12 protein-coding genes are annotated in these 16941 nt (G+C 33.1%); 8 read left to right on the forward strand and 4 right to left on the reverse strand.

The window, feature by feature from the left end; genetic code table 11:
• Position 1 precedes the first annotated feature (1 nt).
• Positions 2-1033 carry a helix-turn-helix transcriptional regulator gene (locus BLW23_RS10890; protein ID WP_093669728.1) on the forward strand — a complete coding sequence of 344 codons (1032 nt, stop codon included), beginning with the start codon at positions 2-4 and terminating at the stop codon, positions 1031-1033.
• Here the strand turns inward: BLW23_RS10890 and BLW23_RS10895 are convergent, their stop codons facing one another.
• Positions 1034-2266 carry a hypothetical protein gene (locus BLW23_RS10895; protein WP_093669730.1) on the reverse strand — a complete coding sequence of 411 codons (1233 nt, stop codon included), beginning with the start codon at positions 2264-2266 and terminating at the stop codon, positions 1034-1036.
• A 114-nt stretch (positions 2267-2380) separates the two neighbouring features.
• On the opposite strand from BLW23_RS10895, the gene BLW23_RS10900 reads away from it, so the two are divergent.
• The 7 genes from BLW23_RS10900 to BLW23_RS10930 all read left to right on the forward strand — a co-directional run bounded on the left by BLW23_RS10900 (position 2381) and on the right by BLW23_RS10930 (position 12511).
• Positions 2381-4729 (forward strand): TonB-dependent receptor, encoded by a 2349-nt coding sequence (locus BLW23_RS10900; RefSeq protein ID WP_143032149.1) that lies wholly within the window; start codon positions 2381-2383, stop codon positions 4727-4729.
• A 214-nt stretch (positions 4730-4943) separates the two neighbouring features.
• Positions 4944-7010 (forward strand): hydantoinase/oxoprolinase family protein, encoded by a 2067-nt coding sequence (locus BLW23_RS10905; RefSeq protein ID WP_093669734.1) that lies wholly within the window; start codon positions 4944-4946, stop codon positions 7008-7010.
• A complete protein-coding gene (locus BLW23_RS10910; RefSeq protein ID WP_093669736.1) occupies positions 7010-8680 on the forward strand; it encodes a hydantoinase B/oxoprolinase family protein in 1671 nt (556 codons plus the stop codon). The genes BLW23_RS10905 and BLW23_RS10910 overlap by 1 nt, the downstream gene beginning before the upstream one ends.
• Positions 8681-8705: 25 nt before the next feature.
• Positions 8706-9506: an aspartate/glutamate racemase family protein gene (locus tag BLW23_RS10915; RefSeq protein ID WP_218134047.1), complete on the forward strand. Its 801-nt coding sequence runs from the start codon at positions 8706-8708 to the stop codon at positions 9504-9506.
• Positions 9506-9844, forward strand: a complete 339-nt coding sequence (locus BLW23_RS10920; RefSeq protein ID WP_093669740.1) for a hypothetical protein — start codon at positions 9506-9508, stop codon at positions 9842-9844. The genes BLW23_RS10915 and BLW23_RS10920 overlap by 1 nt, the downstream gene beginning before the upstream one ends.
• Positions 9841-10926, forward strand: a complete 1086-nt coding sequence (locus BLW23_RS10925; RefSeq protein WP_093669742.1) for a DUF917 domain-containing protein — start codon at positions 9841-9843, stop codon at positions 10924-10926. Before BLW23_RS10920 ends, BLW23_RS10925 begins: the two co-directional genes overlap by 4 nt.
• A 1-nt stretch (position 10927) precedes the next feature.
• On the forward strand, positions 10928-12511 hold the full coding sequence (locus tag BLW23_RS10930; RefSeq protein ID WP_093669744.1) for a hydantoinase/oxoprolinase family protein: 1584 nt from the start codon (positions 10928-10930) through the stop codon (positions 12509-12511).
• 121 nt (positions 12512-12632) lie between these two features.
• Here BLW23_RS10930 and BLW23_RS10935 read toward each other — a convergent pair whose 3' ends face one another.
• From BLW23_RS10935 to BLW23_RS10945, 3 genes are all read right to left on the reverse strand, one after another.
• A complete protein-coding gene (locus BLW23_RS10935) occupies positions 12633-14882 on the reverse strand; it encodes a peptidase domain-containing ABC transporter (RefSeq protein ID WP_176829797.1) in 2250 nt (749 codons plus the stop codon).
• The gene (locus BLW23_RS10940) at positions 14845-16158 is read right to left on the reverse strand and encodes a radical SAM/SPASM domain-containing protein (RefSeq protein WP_093669748.1); all 1314 of its coding nucleotides are present in this window, start codon (positions 16156-16158) and stop codon (positions 14845-14847) included. The genes BLW23_RS10935 and BLW23_RS10940 overlap by 38 nt, the downstream gene beginning before the upstream one ends.
• A 552-nt stretch (positions 16159-16710) precedes the next feature.
• Positions 16711-16917: a hypothetical protein gene (locus BLW23_RS10945; RefSeq protein ID WP_093669750.1), complete on the reverse strand. Its 207-nt coding sequence runs from the start codon at positions 16915-16917 to the stop codon at positions 16711-16713.
• Positions 16918-16941: the final 24 nt, after the last annotated feature.

Raw genomic sequence — 16941 nt, forward strand, 5'->3', positions numbered from 1 at the left:
CATGGCCTCAAATAAAAATGCTTTAATTCGCTATAAAACCATCGATCAATGTATACGAAATACTATGCGACGATGGACTCTTGATGATCTAATTGATGCTTGTTCTGATGCTTTGTACGAATACGAAGGAAAAGATGTATATGTAAGTAAAAGAACCGTTCAACTTGACATTCAACACATGCGAAGTGATAAACTAGGGTACAACGCTCCTATTGAAGTTTATGAACGTAAATTTTATCGCTATTCTGAGGAAAATTATAGTATTAAAAACATTCCTGTTACCGAAACTGATGTAAAAGTAATGAATGAAGCTATTGCTGTTTTAAGGCAGTTCAAAGACTTTTCACTATTCAAGGAAATGGATGGTGTTTTACAACGTTTGGAAGATTCAGTATACGCATCTCAGGATACAAAACGAGCTATTATTCATTTAGATAAAAATGAAAATTTAAAAGGTTTAGAGTTTATCGATCCTATTTATGAGGCTATCCAACAAAAAAAAGTAATTACAATTATTTACAAGTCTTTTAAAGCAAGAGAAGCTTCTGAAATGATTATTCATCCTCAACTTTTAAAAGAGTTTAACAATAGATGGTTTGTTCTTGGCTTTATAAAAGATAAAGCAATCACACTCGCTCTAGACAGAATTCAAAATATAGTTACCAAGGATGAAATTATATATAAAGATTATAATATTAATGGTGATGAATACTACAAAAACATTGTTGGAGTAAGTGTTACCAATTCAAGGCCTCAACGTATTCAGTTTTTTGTGGATAGAGAAAATACACCTTACATTATCACTAAACCCTTTCATAATTCTCAAAGATTAATTAAAAGAACAGAGAACGGTGCTATTTTTAATATTTTGGTACAACCTAACTATGAATTAGAACGTTTAATTCTTGGTTTTGGCGATTCTATAGAAGTTCAAAAACCAGAAAGATTGAGAACCAGAATTCAGCAGAAACTTAATAGAGCAATAAGACGTTACCAAACAAAAAATGATGAAATCGACGATTCTTCAGAATAATTAAGGCAACACAGTTAATTGAACATCTCCTGAAACAATATTGTTATTAATATCTACTCCTGTAAAACGACCAATCACTTCACTTGTTTGAAATAAATTATAAACTTTCATATAGATAGATACCTTTTGAATATAAAAGATTCCAACTAAGGAAAAATGAAGTTCTAAAATCTGTCCTTTATTTTCAAGTGACAAACGATCATTCTCTACAACTACATTTTCAGTTCTGCTACGGATGTTATAATGAAACTCTTCTACAAGAAAACTCAATTCATGTTTTTCATTATCGATACTGAATATTGCTTTATAGTTGTTCGGAATCTTTCCGAATATGCTTGCATATGGGCTTTTTGACGACAATCTTGAAAGTTGTTTTGGAACATGACTCAAAGCCACATAACGTTCCTTAACCAACTCCTGCGAAAACACTGGGTCAAAATAAAATGAATTAGCCTCCTCTTCCATCGCCTCTCTACTATCCTTTCGAACCATAATCATATTTCCGGCCACACTATGATCATATTTATCAAATGAAGAATAGGTTCCTATCAAAATAGGTCGCTCATTTACGTTTGACTTTCCAACATAAAAAATAAAATTAGCTCCCTCAATTTTTCCTCGCTTAGTGAAAAACTTGGCATCAAAATGTACAAAACTACTTTCTTGTTTAATATTTCCGAACAAATTATAATAAATAGGAAGTCCATTTCTATTTTGATACACAAAAATCAGTTCAAAAGTTTTCCAGTTATTGTAGATAATAATTTGACCTTTCGTCATTCTTTTATCCTCACCATAATAATAACATACATAGTAATAATCTTCATTCGAAACAGAGCTATGAAGCAATTGTAACTGTTTTTCTCTTTCGTCATGTAGCTTAATTCTTTTTTCTAGAAACTCAAATACATCCTTACAATCTAAATAATTAAAAAACAAAAACTTATACTCTCTACTTATTTTAACCACAGGTTTGCCTGTTGATACCTCTCTGGATTTATTATACAAATACTTCCCATTTACATAGCCTTTTAATAATAGTTCCAATTCACTTTTAATGCTTGGCAAATTCGAATTGTAATTCCCGAATCCATAAAGCTGAGAATCTTTATAAGTCTCCTGAACCTTATGATCTTCCTTAAACTTGTCAATAACCTGATTTAGTAATTCAGTAAATACATACTTCGTCAGTACTAAAGTTTCATTTGAGTCAGTGTTTGAGTATTTTTCCATTTGTTTCCAAAATTTAAAACTGGAATTACTAATATAACAATAAATATTCGGAATAAATTATTAGGAAAACAAAATCGTATACTTTTAGAATCGAAATCACTAAAACAAATAACGATGAAAAGATTCCTAATCCTATTAGCGTTCTTCATTCCTTTAACCATTGTTGCTCAAAATATTACCATTGCAGGAAATGTAAGCTCAGATATTGAGTCTTTACCTAGTGTTAATATTATTGAGAAAGGCACCACCAACGGAGTTGTTTCCGATTTTAATGGAAATTATACCATTACAGTGAAACAAAATGCTACCTTGGTTTTTTCCTTTTTAGGATATGAAACGAAAGAAATTGCCATTCAAGGAAAGAAAAAAATTAATGTCATACTAAAAGAAGATACTTCCTTCTTAAACGAAATAGTCGTTGAAGGATTTGCAGGCGTTGTTGGACAAGCTCGACGTAGAGCTGAATCCATTCAAAGCATTCCTGAATCTGTAGTTACCATGACTGCTACGGAAATTGAAAATGCGGGTATTACAAATCTACAATCATTCTCAGCTCAGGTTCCGAATGTTAATTTCAATACTTCTCAAAATGTAGGAGTCAACTTTGTTACTGTAAGGGGTATTCCACAAATAAGAAATGGAGAAGCTCCTATTTCATTTGTCATTGACGGAGTAACTGTACCCGATTCAAACTTACTAAATCAAGAGTTATTCGACTTAGCCATGGTGGAAGTTGTAAAAGGACCTCAAGGAGCCTTATACGGAAAAAACGCCATTGCTGGAGCAATTAACATTGTAACAAAAAAGCCTACGAATTCTTTTAGAAACAAAGTAAATATTGGATACGCTTCTGGAAACACCATTAAAGGTCAGGGTGCTTTTTCTGGTCCTATTGTAAAAGATAAAGTATACTATAGAGTATCCGGAAGCTATAAAAAATCTGACGGACTTTTCTACAACATTACCAACGAAACTGTTCCTGATTACTTTGATGATTACAGCGCCAGAGGACAACTGTATTTTAATGTAACCGACGATTTTAAAATTACACTAAGTGGACAATATAACAATATAAACGGAGGGGGATTATACTATCATATTCCAGCTAATGGAGCATCAACTGTCGATCCTAACGAAATCGACGATGTAGTTGCCACATCTGATGTTTTAGGTAAGGCTTTCCTAAAGAATTTATTCGCCTTTGCCAAGCTGGAATATGATTTTGAAAATATGAAACTTCAGTCTGTAACTTCTTACAACAAAGCAGAAAGAAACGGATCTGGTGACTTAGATCATTCAGCTGCTCCAATCTTATTACAAGATCAAGACAGCAATTCCGAAGTATTTAATCAAGAATTTAGATTAAGTTCAAAAGATACTAGTTCTAAAATCTCATGGGACTTAGGAGCATTTTATCAAAGAAATGAGCGTTATTTAAGAACTCTTGCTCAAGCAGATTTCGGGTTCTTTGCTCCACCATTTGCTCCAACAGGAACATTCAGTGATTTAGGAGTTTCCGATTTTACCAATACCTATAACACAATTGCATTATTTGGATTCTTAGACTACAAGCTTTCAGATAAAGTAACACTTTCATTCGGTCTTCGTTACGACAACGATCAAATAGAACAGGTAAATCCTGCTTTAGGTTCAGAAGATTCGAAAAACGATAGTGAAGTACAACCTAAATTCTCTATTTCATACGCTCCTTATAAAGATGTATTATTATTTGCCAATTACGGAAGAGGATATCGTGTTGGAGGGTTCAATGCTCAAAAAACAACTATTTTCGACAGAGAATATCAAGCTGAAACAAGTGATAACTATGAACTTGGTTTTAAAAGTAGCTGGTGGAATAATCGTTTTATCTTAAACATAGCAGCTTTCTATACTAGCTTGAACAATCAACAACAATACGGTTTACAGTTGGCTCCGCCAAACATTATACTAGGGAACTATAACTACAATCGTAGTAATATTAAAGGGTTTGAGGTTGACATGAAGTTAAGAGCGTCAAAATATTTAGATATTATTGCAAGTTACGGAGCTGTAGACGCTAGTATTAAGGAAGCTGGTAGCGCAGGTGATACCGATAGAACTCCTTTCAATGGTGTTAGAACACCATTTGTTCCACAAGATAGTTTTAATATTTCATTACAATCAAATGTACCTGTTTCAGAATCAGTTAGCCTAAGAGGTATTCTTAATTTAAAGGGAACAGGAGAAATTCTTTGGCACGAGGAATTACCAGATTTAAAGAGTCCTCGCTACAATTTATTAGACCTAAGATTTGGAGCTAGCTTCAATAAAAATTTAGACATTACTCTATGGGGAGCTAATATCCTCGATGAAAAATATGCTCAAGAATTCTACTCTAGTCAATCTATTGGAGGGCCAGGACAAGATCTTATATGGTTGGGAAATCCAGCTACTTATGGGGTAGAACTATCCTATAAATTTTAGATTTCCATTCAAACAAATCAAGAGTATTTATAACATTAAAACCAGGTTGAACTATTATGTGCACTACATTTTATTGAGACATGACACTGGGTTACAAAACCCCTCTACGAGGGTTTCATTTCTAATCATTTGAATTAAACATTAGTTTAGTTAGAAGGCCAAGCCACTAAACATGCTTTAGTGGCTTTTTTATCAATCACATAAAAAAAACACAATGAGAGTTGCAACAGATATTGGAGGGACTTTTACAGATCTTGTATGTCTTGAATTCGACGAAAAAACAGGAAAACCTAAGGGGGTAAAAGTGGCGAAATCAGACACTACACCATCAAATTTCGAACAAGGAATACTGGACACGATACGCAAAGGAAATATTAACCTTACCGCTGTAAATTTCTTTGCCCATGGAACGACTGTAGTTATTAACGCACTTACGGAAAAAAAAGGTGTAAAAACCGCGTTAATAACTACAAAAGGATTTAGAGATGTATTAGAAATAGCTCGATGTAACCGTCCCGATTTATTCAATTTCAACTTCGTTAAACAACCTCCGTTCGTTCCTAGGTATTTGCGATTTGAAGTGGAGGAAAGAATGACTTATAAAGGAGAAGTTGACATAAAGTTAAACACTCAAAACCTAAAAGAAATTATTCGGTTTTGTGAAAAAGAAAATGTAAAAGCTATTGCAATATGCTTGCTTCATGCTTACAAAAATCCAGCTCATGAAATACAAATATTGCAAGAGCTTAAAACTCTCAATTCGTCTATTGAACTTATAAGCTCTCATCAGGTTACAAGAGAATGGAGAGAATATGAGAGAACTAGCACTACTGTTTTGTCGGGATATGTACTACCTATTGCAAAAAGATATTTAAATAATTTAGAAGAAAAACTACATGATAAAGGATTAAAAGATGCGCCATACATAATGCAATCTAATGGTGGAATTACAACCATTAACGATGTAAAATCGAATCCTATTACAATGGTTGAATCTGGTCCTGCCAGCGGTATTTTTGGAGCTATTGCTTTAGGTAAAGTTATCAACAAAAAAGACCTCATCGTTTTAGATATTGGCGGAACAACAGCAAAATGCGCTTTAGTAGAAAATGGTCAAGTAAAAATTACCACTAACTATAAAATAGAGCATTCTCGAACGGAAGCAGGATATCCAATTCAAACTCCCGTTATTGATATTGTAGAAATTGGAAACGGAGGTGGAAGTATAGCTTGGGTTGATCAAGGTGGTAAAATGCATGTTGGTCCTAAAAGTGCTGGTGCAATGCCCGGCCCAGCTGCTTACGGAAGAGGTGGATCTAAATTAACAACTACCGATGCCAATATTATCACTGGAAGAATTCATCCAAACTACTTTCTTGGAGGAGACATGAATCCTGATTATGAAAGTATAGAAAAAGCGGCTGAAGAATTGTCACAATCATTGAACGCAACTACCTCTGAAATAGCAAAAGGAATTCTTCGAATTGCCAATGCCAATATGGTCAATGCTTTAAAACTTATTTCAGTAAATAAAGGCTATGATCCAAGAGATTTTTCTTTAATGGTAATTGGTGGTGGTGGTGCTATGCACGGTGCTGATTTGGCTAGAGAACTTCAAATTTCAGAAGTCATCGTTCCAAATAATGCTGGGGTTTTCTCTGCCTTCGGAATGTTAATGTCTGATATTAGAAGAGATTATATTCGAACCAATGTATTGACCATATCTGAAATGCAAAAGCCTCTTATTATGAACATTTTTTCGGAAATGAAAAATGAGGCTATTGAGAATTTTAAGAACGACAATTACAAATCTGAAGAAACAAAATTTACATACTATGTAGATTTAAGATATGCTGGTCAAGAACACTATGTAAAAGTATTATTAAATAACTTTAATAATGAAACTCCTTTAGAGTCCATCATTAATAATTTTCATAAAGAACATAAAAAACATTACTCATTTGAGTTAGATACCACGGTAGAATTGGTAAACTTTCATTTGGTAGCAGAAGTTGAAGTTGAAAAACCAGATTTCCCAAAGAAACAGATTTTAGGAAAAAGTATTGAAGAGGCCATATTTGATACTCGTGAGGTAGATTTTGATGATCTTGGTAAACATCAAACTTCTTTTTACCATAGAGATTCACTGGAACCCGAAATGTTAATAGAAGGTCCTGCTATCATCGCTGAAAAAGCAACTACCACCGTAGTATCTCCTTTATACAATGTATCAATTGATATTTATGGAAACATCCTATTAACCTTAAAAACAAAAATCTAATGGAAAAATTCACGTTAGAGATTATACAAGACACACTGGTTGCAGCTGGAGATGAAATGTTTCAAACATTGCAAAGAACCAGTATGAGTCCCATAATTTATGAATCTTTAGATTATGCAGTTGGAATTACTGATGCTAAAGGAGAGCTTTTAGCCCAAGGAAATGGAGTCACTGCATTTTTAGCAGCACTTGATTCTGTAGTAAAAGCAACCCTAGAAAAATTCAAGGATTCTAATAGTTTGGAAGAAGGAGATGTTATTATTGCCAATACTCCTTACGCTGGTGGAGGAACGCATTTATCAGATGTATCTGTAGTATACCCTGTTTTTTATAATAACGAGCTCGTAGCATTTACTGTAAATAAAGCGCATTGGACCGAGTTAGGAGGAACTTTCCCTGGCTCCGTATCAACGGTAGCAACAGAAATTTATCAGGAAGGATTGCATTTTCCTTTTATAAAAATAAAATCGAAAGGAATTCTTAATAAAGCAATTCTCGACGTAATCAGAGCAAACGTTCGACTTCCAGATAGCACTTTAGGTGACTTATTTGCTGGTATTGCTGCTGCCGAGGTAGGAGCTAAAAGAGTTCTTTCAATTATTGAAAAATATGGTTTTGGAACTTTCATAAAAGCCAAAGAAGACTTTTTAGATTATGGTGAACGTATGTGCATTGAAGCACTGAAAGAAATTCCAAATGGAGTTTATGAAGGTATCACAGAAATTGAAGACAATGGTTTTGGAGAGGGACCTTTTCCTATAAAAGCAAAAATAACCGTAACCGACACCGAGTTTATAGCTGATTTTAATGGTTCACACCCTCAAGTTAAGGGAGCTACAAATTTAGCGTATAGCGGTTTAGTTACGGGGTGTCGAAGCCTATTTAAAGCCATTACCACTCCAAGAATGGATGCTAATGGTGGTGCGTTTCGACCAATGAAAGTTCTATGTGATTCTGGCACCATAGTTAGTGCCGAAGCACCATCTGCCGTTTCTGTTTATTATGAAGTTTTAATTACGGCCATTGATTTGGTATGGAAAATACTAGCTCCTTTAATTCCTAACAAATTACCTGCGGGCCATTTACGATCGGTATGCGCAACGTTTATTTCAGGAATTCACCCCGACACCAATGAATTTTTCATACAAGCGGAGCCACTTGCTGGGGGTTGGGGAGCTTCTGCTACTCATGACGGTAATCGTGGTCAATTATCCTGCGGAAGCGGTGAATCGTACAACATTCCTATTGAAATCAGAGAAATGCGTTACGGTATTCAAGTAGAACAATATGCTTTTCATAACGAAGGTGGCGGGTATGGAGAATTTCAGGGAGGTAATGGTCAATACATCGATTATAAAATTACTGCTGAAGAAGCTCATGTTACTGGGGCTTTCCATGGAGAAAAAACCAAAACATGGGGAATGAATTCAGGTGAAGATGGCTCTTATAATTATTTCATGATTATTCGTAAAGATGGCACTAAAGAACGTTATAGCCTTGGAACAAACATAAAACTAGAAAAGGGTGATATTGTTAGATGCGCCACCGCAACTGGCGGAGGATATGGAGATCCGAAAAAACGATCTGTTGATCAGGTTTTATTAGACATCAAAAACGGATATATCAAAGAGGAGCAAGCTAACGAGTACTACAATATCGGTCTCGTTTAAATAAAACACTCTTACTAACAAAATCATGAATAAAATCACTCAAAAAATCATGTATTTAAATCCTATTGGATTTGATGCCTATGATTCTTTTTTCGCCAGCATGGTAAAAGAAAACAAAAATGAAAATACGGAAGTTCATATTTGCTCTTTGCCTTCCTCTGCAGGAAAAATGGATAACCTTGAATACAGAACTTATAATGCGCTTATAGCTCCTGATATTATTAGAGCGACACGAAAAGCATCACAAGAAGGATTTGACGCTTTGATTATTGGGTGCTTTTATGACACATTTCTTTTAGAAGCAAGAGAAATTTCAGGTGATATGATTGTTATAGGCCCTTGTCATTCTTCTATTGAAATAGCTTTAAAAGTTGCCAATAAATTCTCTGTGATTATTGGGCAAAAAAAATGGGAACATGAAATGCATCATACTGTGAAATCATATGGTTATGAAAATCAATTAGCTTCTTTTAGAGATGTTGATATGAATGTTAGAGAGTTTCAACAAGACCATAACATTACCGCTTCTAAATTAATGGAAGCTTCGGAAAAAGCAGTTTATGAAGATTATGCTGAATCTATAATTCTAGGATGTACACTTGAGTTTGGTTTCTATAAAAAAATTCAATCAAAACTAAATGTTCCTGTGATTGATCCATCCATTGCTGCTTTAAAACAAGCTGAGCAAATGGCTTATTTAAAAAATACTTATCAATGGAAACCGTCAAGAAAGTGGAGTTCTCAAGCTCCTCCAGAAGATGATATACTTCGATTCGAGCTATTTGATAATAAATATGAGTTTGGTAATAGAATTATAGTAAACTAATGCAGATAAAGAAAATAACATACCCTAGTCCAAGTGAACCGTATAGTAAAGAATTACTATCTGAAATAAGTAAAGGGGTTAAAACTACTTTAGGGACTGTTTTTTTAAAAAAAGGGACACGAATTCCTGATAAGGGTTTTTCAAAGCACCCTTTTAATGAAGTTTCAATAATTACTAAAGGTTGTATTGAAATGCTAAATGAAGATGAAAGTATAAAAGGTTGTTTAAGAACGGGAAGTGCTGTGTATATCAATGCACTTGAAGCACAAGCCGGGAATGTATTGGAAGACACTACATTGATATATATACTTAACGAAAACACGAATCATAAAATATGAGACATATAAATGAAAATGATATTGATGCCATTGCTTTAGGGTCTACTGTTCTAGGAACTGGCGGCGGAGGCGATCCTTACATAGGGAAATTACTGGCAAAAGAGGCGATTAAGAAAAATGGAAATGTTACTCTTATTGCTCCAAACGAATTGGCCGATGATGCTCTCGTACTTCCTATTGCTGCTTTTGGTGCTCCTATGATTTTAGTTGAAAAACTATTCTCTGGAAAAGAATTCTTAGAAGCTTTTAAAATGATGGAAAGTTACTTAGGCAAAAAAATTGATGCAGTAATGCCTGCGGAAGCAGGTGGGTTAAATGGAGTTATCCCTTTCTCTATTGCTGCTGAACACCAAATACCTTTAGTAGATGCTGATGGAATGGGACGCGCTTTTCCTAGATTGGAAATGACCACTTTTACTTTACACAATATCCCTGTGTCTCCAATTACACAAGCCGATGAAAAAGGTAACAAAAATGTATACCATACCATCAACAATACTTGGGGAGAAACTCTGGTTGGTGCAACAACTATTCAAATGGGAGGAAGCTGTGCTATTGGCTGCTATCCAATGACGGGAAAGCAAGTAAAACAAGCATCGGTACATGGTATTGTTTCTTATGCTCAAAAACTTGGAAGTACCATTATCAATGCTAAAAATGAAAGAAAAAATCCTTTAGAAGCTCTGATAAAAGAAGCGGATGCCATTCAACTTTTTTCAGGAAAAATCAGCAATGTTTCTATTAAAACAGAAGGTCGATGGAATAAAGGTATTTGCGAAATTACGGGAATAGAGAAAGACCATGGCTCTATGATGTCTTTAGAGTTTCAAAACGAGTTTTTGATCGCAAAAAAAGACAACAAACCTGTGGCTATTACCCCCGATCTTATTGTTCTTATTGATGCCGAAAATGCTCATCCAATTACGGCAGAAACCATTCAATATGGAACCAGAGTTATTGTTATTGGAATGAAAGCAGATGCTCAATGGAGAACGCCTGAAGGAATTGTTTTAGGAGGACCCCAGAAATTCGGATATGAAGAAAAGTTCGTTCCTATTGAAATTTTAAATAAAATAGATTAAGATGTATTATAAAATAGGTGTAGATGTAGGTGGAACAAATACCGATGCTGTTTTAGTTTCACATGAAAATGAAATTATCGCGAAAACGAAACAAACGACCTCGTTAGATATAAGTTCGGGAATTGAAAATGCAATTAAAAAGGTACTTTCTGAAGTAACTATTTCTAAAAAAGACATTAAATACATAATGCTTGGTACTACTCACTGCACCAATGCTTTAGTAGAAAGGAAAGAATTGAATAATATTGGAGTTATTCGACTGGCTTTGCCTGCAAGTGGTGCCATACCAACTATGGCAGATTTTCCTAATGATTTAAAGATCTTGCTGGATAAACATGTATATATGGTTCACGGAGGGTATGAATTTGATGGCCATTTAATTAGCCCATTAATTGAAAATGAAGTAAAATCATGTCTTGAAAAAATGAAAGGTGAGGTAGATTCCGTTGCTATTACCGGTATTTTCTCGAAAACAATTCCTGATCAAGAACTTCAGGTTGCGCAGTGGTCAAAAGAAATTCTTGGGAATCATGTAAAAGTTACCTGCTCTCATGAAATTGGAGGGTTAGGTTTATTAGAACGTGAAAATGCAGCCATTTTAAATGCTTCTTTACAAGGGGTTGCTTTAAAAATGGTAAATGCTTTTAAGGAAACAGTGTCAAGTTTAGGTTTAATCTCTCAATTATTCATTGGTCAAAATGATGGAACGTTATTGTCTTTAGAAGAAGTTCAAGATTATCCAGTTCTTACTATTTCTTCTGGCCCTACCAATAGTATTAGAGGAGCTGGAGCCTTATCAAAAGTAGAAAACGGAATTGTTATTGATGTTGGTGGAACAACTTCTGATGGAGGTGTATTAATTAATCATTTTCCAAGAGAAAGTACACAAGCCGCACAAATTGGAGGTGTATTGACTAATTTCCGTATGCCCGATGTTGTCGCGGTTGGTGTTGGGGGTGGAACAATAGTAAGGTTTATAAAAGACAAATGCGTTTTAGGACCTGATTCTGTTGGCTACAGGTTAAAAGAAAAAGCCATTGCCTTTAAAGGGGATACCTTAACATTATCTGATTTTTTCATTGCGCAGGAAAGATTAGCCATTGAAGGTTCGATAAGAGTCGGTGAGTTAAAGAATAAAATGGAAGAACTAACAAAGTACTCCTATCCTATTTTACTTAATAAAGTAATTGAAGCAATTCAGAATCAAATAGAAAACTTGGTAGATAAATTAAAAACGGATTCAAAAGATATTCCAGTTATAGCATGCGGGGGTGGAGCCTTTTTACTACCAAATAATATTAAAGGAGCGTCAGAAGTTATATTCCCAAAACATATGGAAGTCGCTAATGCTTTCGGAGCTTGTATTTCACAAATTAGTAGTGAGAAAGAAATTGTAATAAACAGTATCCAGAAAAACGAAAAGGAAGAGCTAGCATCTCTATTATTAGAAAGTAAAAATGACTTGATCCATAAAGGCGCTTCTAAAAACAGTATTCATATTATTGCTAAAGAATCTACTCCTTTGGCATATTTGCCAGGAGCTACTAAATTAAAGGTAAAATTATGTGGTGATTTAATTCAGTAAAAACCATTTGTGTGTTATTAGGTTATAGTGTTTACAAAAATTCAATTTACTACAAATACATAAAGCTGCAAAAAATTGCAGCTTTATTAGTAGTATAAATCTAAGTTCGGGGAGATTATTATTAATCTCCAAGTTCCAATTGATTCTTAATAAGGTTATAATAGTACCCCTTATTTGAAACCAATTTTTCATGTTTTCCTTGTTCTACAATTTCCCCCTTGTTAAGCACCAAAATATTATCGGCGTTTTTTACAGTAGAAAGTCTATGAGCGATTACCACGACCGTTCTACCCTTAAAAAATTCTTCTAAATTGTTATATATTTTTTTCTCATTTTCGGCATCTAAAGCACTCGTTGCTTCATCAAGAAAAATAAAGCTCGGGTTTTTATAAACCGCTCTTGCTATTAGAATTCGTTGTTTCTGTCCCCCACTCAACTGTAATCCTGAATTACCAATTTTAGTATTATACCTCATCGGTAGCTGATCAATAAATTCAGAAGCACAAGAAATTTCACAGGCTTTCTCCAATCGATCATAATCAATATTTTCTTCAGAGAATGTAATGTTCTCAGCTACTGATCCACTAAAAATATTTCCATCTTGTAATACTATTCCACATTGTTTTCTCCATGTTGCTGGAATAATATCATTCATATCAATAGTATCCATAGAGATTGCATTCGCATTTACCGAATAAAACGATAATAACAGTTTCAGTAATGTTGTTTTTCCGCTACCACTTGCTCCAACGATAGCAGTTACCGTGTTCTTTTTGATATCGAAGCTAATATCATTAAGAATCGTTGGGCTAAACTTTCCTGGATATTTAAATGATAGATCCTTAATATGTATATCAGAAATACTTTTCTTTGAAAGGTCTATGTTTTTATCTTCATTTTCTTGTTTTGTTGTGTAGATATCATTGATCCTGTCATTAGATAATTTAGCATCTTGAGTATCCTTAACAAAACTTATAATATTGTTCATAGGCCCTGTTAGTTGTCCAATTACATAAGAGATACTTATGAGAACTCCTAAAGTAATTTGACTTTCAATAATAAAATAGGCACATACACCAATAGCAACAATTTCTTTTATTTTGGTTAAAACATTAACACCTATTAATTGATAGGTGTTTAAATATAAAGAGCGTAGTTCAATATCATTTAACCTTTTTTGAATGTCTGTAATTTTATTAACTACATTTTTTTGAGCATTATTCACCTTGATTTCAGGCATATTCATAATAAACTCATAAATATGATTGCTGTTTTCAGATTGCTTTAAAAACATGGCATATTCTAGAACAGCTCTCTTTTTTAGAAATAGAAACACCCAAATAAAAGATGCAACGCTCAAAACGAAATAGGACGCAAAAACAACAGTATTATAATACAGTAAAATGCTTCCGAATATGAGTATATTTAAGGTACTGATGATTAATTCAGGCCCTTTCCATGTCATATATGTTTGTATTTTATTTTGATCGTTAATTCGTTGTAAGGTTTCTGTATTGAGTCTCGTATCAAAATAACTAACAGGTAATTTTATCAATTTAAATAACAGGTTTTCTTTTAAGTTAACACTTAAAGAAAAATTGAATTTTGTTAAAATTAACCTGCTAAAAAAGTCTGAAATAAAATAGGATATAAACAAAACAACTTGCGACAATAGAAAGAAATAAACCATATTCATATTGTTCGACATTACTCCTTCATCAATGATCTTTTGAAAAATAAAAGGAATTGACCAATTTGCAATAAGGCTAATAACTAGCAAGATAATTGCTATCCCATACTTTACTTTGTTTTTAACTAAAAACGACTTTACGTAAGTAATTATCGGACTGTCTAATGGTTTTATTATAGTATTTCCTTTATTTTCAATGACAACGTCATCAAATTTTTCAGTTGGTTGTAAAACTATTGCAATTCCTTTATCATTTGCTCCTTTCCATTCATTTTCGAAAGATTCCTTATCAACCTTAACTTTTCCATACGCGGGATCTGCTAAATGAAAAGTAGTTTCTCCATTGCTTTGTTTAGCTTTATCATAAACTAAAAAGTGATCTTGCTTCCAATATAATATTACAGGAAACGGTATTGTTGTCAATTCTTCGGATGTTACCTTTATAACACTGGCTGAAAACCCCATTTTTTCCGATGCATCAATAATATCATTGATGGAAACACCGTTTCTTGTAAATTCGAAATACCCTTTTATATGGTTTAAATTTGCCTTTTTTCCAAAATAATTAACCATCATACACATACAAGCTGCAGCGCAATCAGTACTGGTTAACTGATAGAAAAAAGGAAGATTTTTACTTCTATTATACGGCCTCTTTAATAATGTCTGTAATTTTAGCATAAATAACTTTGTCTTTTTGAGTTTCATCAAATGCATATACGCAATATCCTTCCTCATTTTCAAGGTTTTCCATAGCATGCTGACTACAACCTCCATTACATAATGGCATAATCCTGCAGCTTAAACATGGTTTATTGTGAAGCTTTGATTTCATTCTCTTTTCAACATAGCCATCATCCCATATTAACTCACCTTCACTATCAATAAATCCATTTCGGCTCTCCTTATTAAAGTCTCTCGCTGTACATTTATATAAATCTCCATTATAATTAATTACAGCACTATTTCTTTTATCGGCATAACAAGAATTCAACACATTATTTGCAGAGAAGGTACCTGTAACGTTAAAACCTTTACTCTTTATAATTTCCATGTTCTGATTTAAAATAATGTCAATATCATCTACAGCGTCATCTTGCCAAACTCTATGGTAATCGACAATTAAATTCTTCTTAATATATTTTAAATCGACGTCAGAAAAATCATCGATAATTTTAAAAGTATCTCTTAAGTTCTTGCTTGTATAATTAATTCTTAATCGAACGTGAAATCCATTCCTAATAAGCAATTTAATATTGTTCACAATTTCGAAATAAGACCCTTTGGTTTTCGAAACAAAACGTACTTTATCATGTTCTTCTCTGTAACCGTCTAATGTTATTTGTAAATTACATGATAAATTTTTACCATGAAAATAATCAACAAAGTCCTGGTTTATCAAATATCCGTTCGATGTAAAATTGATTCCGAATTCTTTATCGTAGTTAGCACCTTCTTCAGCTAAATGATCAATAATAGGAATTACATTTTTTTTGAAGTATAGTAATGGTTCTCCTCCAAAAAAACCAACATGAAAATACTTTATGCTTTCATCTTGAAGCTTCTTAGTAATAAACTTATTCACTTTTATTACCATAGTACTCTTCAATCTTGAAGCTTTGATATGATCTTCATAACAATACCAACATTTAAAATTACAATTCATTGTTGGATTAATGGTCAGCTGAAACATTGCTTCTTGCTCATCAACTTTTGTTGCCACCTCTCTTACCTTTTCAACTTCATTAACATCATTTTCAATTAAAAATTTGTTCTCATTCAAATACTTATAAAATGAAGGATGAATAGTTTCAAGTTCATCAATGCCCTCGTTTTTTCCAGCAATAAGAAGCTCTTTTAAATCATTTTCTAAAAAAATAACTTTGTCTTCAAATGCATTGTATAATGCAAACTGATCATTGTAAGGGATTATAGAATTAAATTGACTGTATTTCATAATTTACTAGTTTATAAAGTGATGTTATTTTTCGAAACACCTTTTCTGTGTTGTAAAAAACAACCATCATAATAGTTGAAAATAAAGACCATAGTTCTCCTTATTAAAGAAACCTGATTAGATTCCTAAAACAATTGGTTGTTAAAAAAATTGATCTTTTTGATTTTTATAATAGAAACACTGTAAACAGAAATAGGGTATAATACTATTTACGAATAAAACTTTCGCATACAAATAGTTTCTTTTTATATTCTTCTACGTTAAAAAAAGAAATCGTAGCGAGGCTATGCTCTATTTTTTTGCCTTGAATAATGAAAAAATAATTCAATTCGCTTATACGAAACTTTCACACTCAAATAGTATAAGAACAATTACAATTGCTAGCGTTTTTGTTTAAAATTGATTAATATTGCCCCTCATTTCTCAAGTTGCTTTAATAGCACCTTTTGAAAGTTTCTAATCTTTTCAAAGTTTAAAATCAAATTATTTTTGATAATAAAATTTTGATATTTCTAAGGAGGTATGCCTTTATCATATCTCCTTGTTTATTTTTTAATTAATATTCTGACCGCATCCTGCAACTGCGTTGCATCCAACATTCGTAAAGCAACCACATTTCTCCGTTCGATTATGGTCAAGTTCTACATTATTCATTCCTCCTGTAGAAGAAAGTAGTGCCATTGAAAACCCTCCTTGTAATTTATCATTTGAAATTTCTAAACTCTCAAATTTTGCCAAATCAAATTGCTTATTTTTCATAATTAAAATTTTAAAGGTTAAACA

The sequence above is a fragment of the Tenacibaculum sp. MAR_2009_124 genome (assembly GCF_900105455.1).
Taxonomy (GTDB): Bacteria; Bacteroidota; Bacteroidia; order Flavobacteriales; family Flavobacteriaceae; genus Polaribacter.

What these genes read in the sequence shown, in the direction of transcription:
- BLW23_RS10910 (WP_093669736.1), top strand. Translation starts at nt 7,010, where the DNA reads ATGGAAAAATTCACGTTAGAGATTATACAAGACACACTGGTTGCAGCT.
- BLW23_RS10925 (WP_093669742.1), top strand. Translation starts at nt 9,841, where the DNA reads ATGAGACATATAAATGAAAATGATATTGATGCCATTGCTTTAGGGTCT.
- BLW23_RS10890 (WP_093669728.1), top strand. Translation starts at nt 2, where the DNA reads ATGGCCTCAAATAAAAATGCTTTAATTCGCTATAAAACCATCGATCAA.
- BLW23_RS10930 (WP_093669744.1), top strand. Translation starts at nt 10,928, where the DNA reads ATGTATTATAAAATAGGTGTAGATGTAGGTGGAACAAATACCGATGCT.
- BLW23_RS10940 (WP_093669748.1), bottom strand. Translation starts at nt 16,158, where the DNA reads ATGAAATACAGTCAATTTAATTCTATAATCCCTTACAATGATCAGTTT.
- BLW23_RS10920 (WP_093669740.1), top strand. Translation starts at nt 9,506, where the DNA reads ATGCAGATAAAGAAAATAACATACCCTAGTCCAAGTGAACCGTATAGT.
- BLW23_RS10905 (WP_093669734.1), top strand. Translation starts at nt 4,944, where the DNA reads ATGAGAGTTGCAACAGATATTGGAGGGACTTTTACAGATCTTGTATGT.
- BLW23_RS10945 (WP_093669750.1), bottom strand. Translation starts at nt 16,917, where the DNA reads ATGAAAAATAAGCAATTTGATTTGGCAAAATTTGAGAGTTTAGAAATT.
- BLW23_RS10915 (WP_218134047.1), top strand. Translation starts at nt 8,706, where the DNA reads ATGAATAAAATCACTCAAAAAATCATGTATTTAAATCCTATTGGATTT.
- BLW23_RS10900 (WP_143032149.1), top strand. Translation starts at nt 2,381, where the DNA reads ATGAAAAGATTCCTAATCCTATTAGCGTTCTTCATTCCTTTAACCATT.
- BLW23_RS10895 (WP_093669730.1), bottom strand. Translation starts at nt 2,266, where the DNA reads ATGGAAAAATACTCAAACACTGACTCAAATGAAACTTTAGTACTGACG.
- BLW23_RS10935 (WP_176829797.1), bottom strand. Translation starts at nt 14,882, where the DNA reads ATGCTAAAATTACAGACATTATTAAAGAGGCCGTATAATAGAAGTAAA.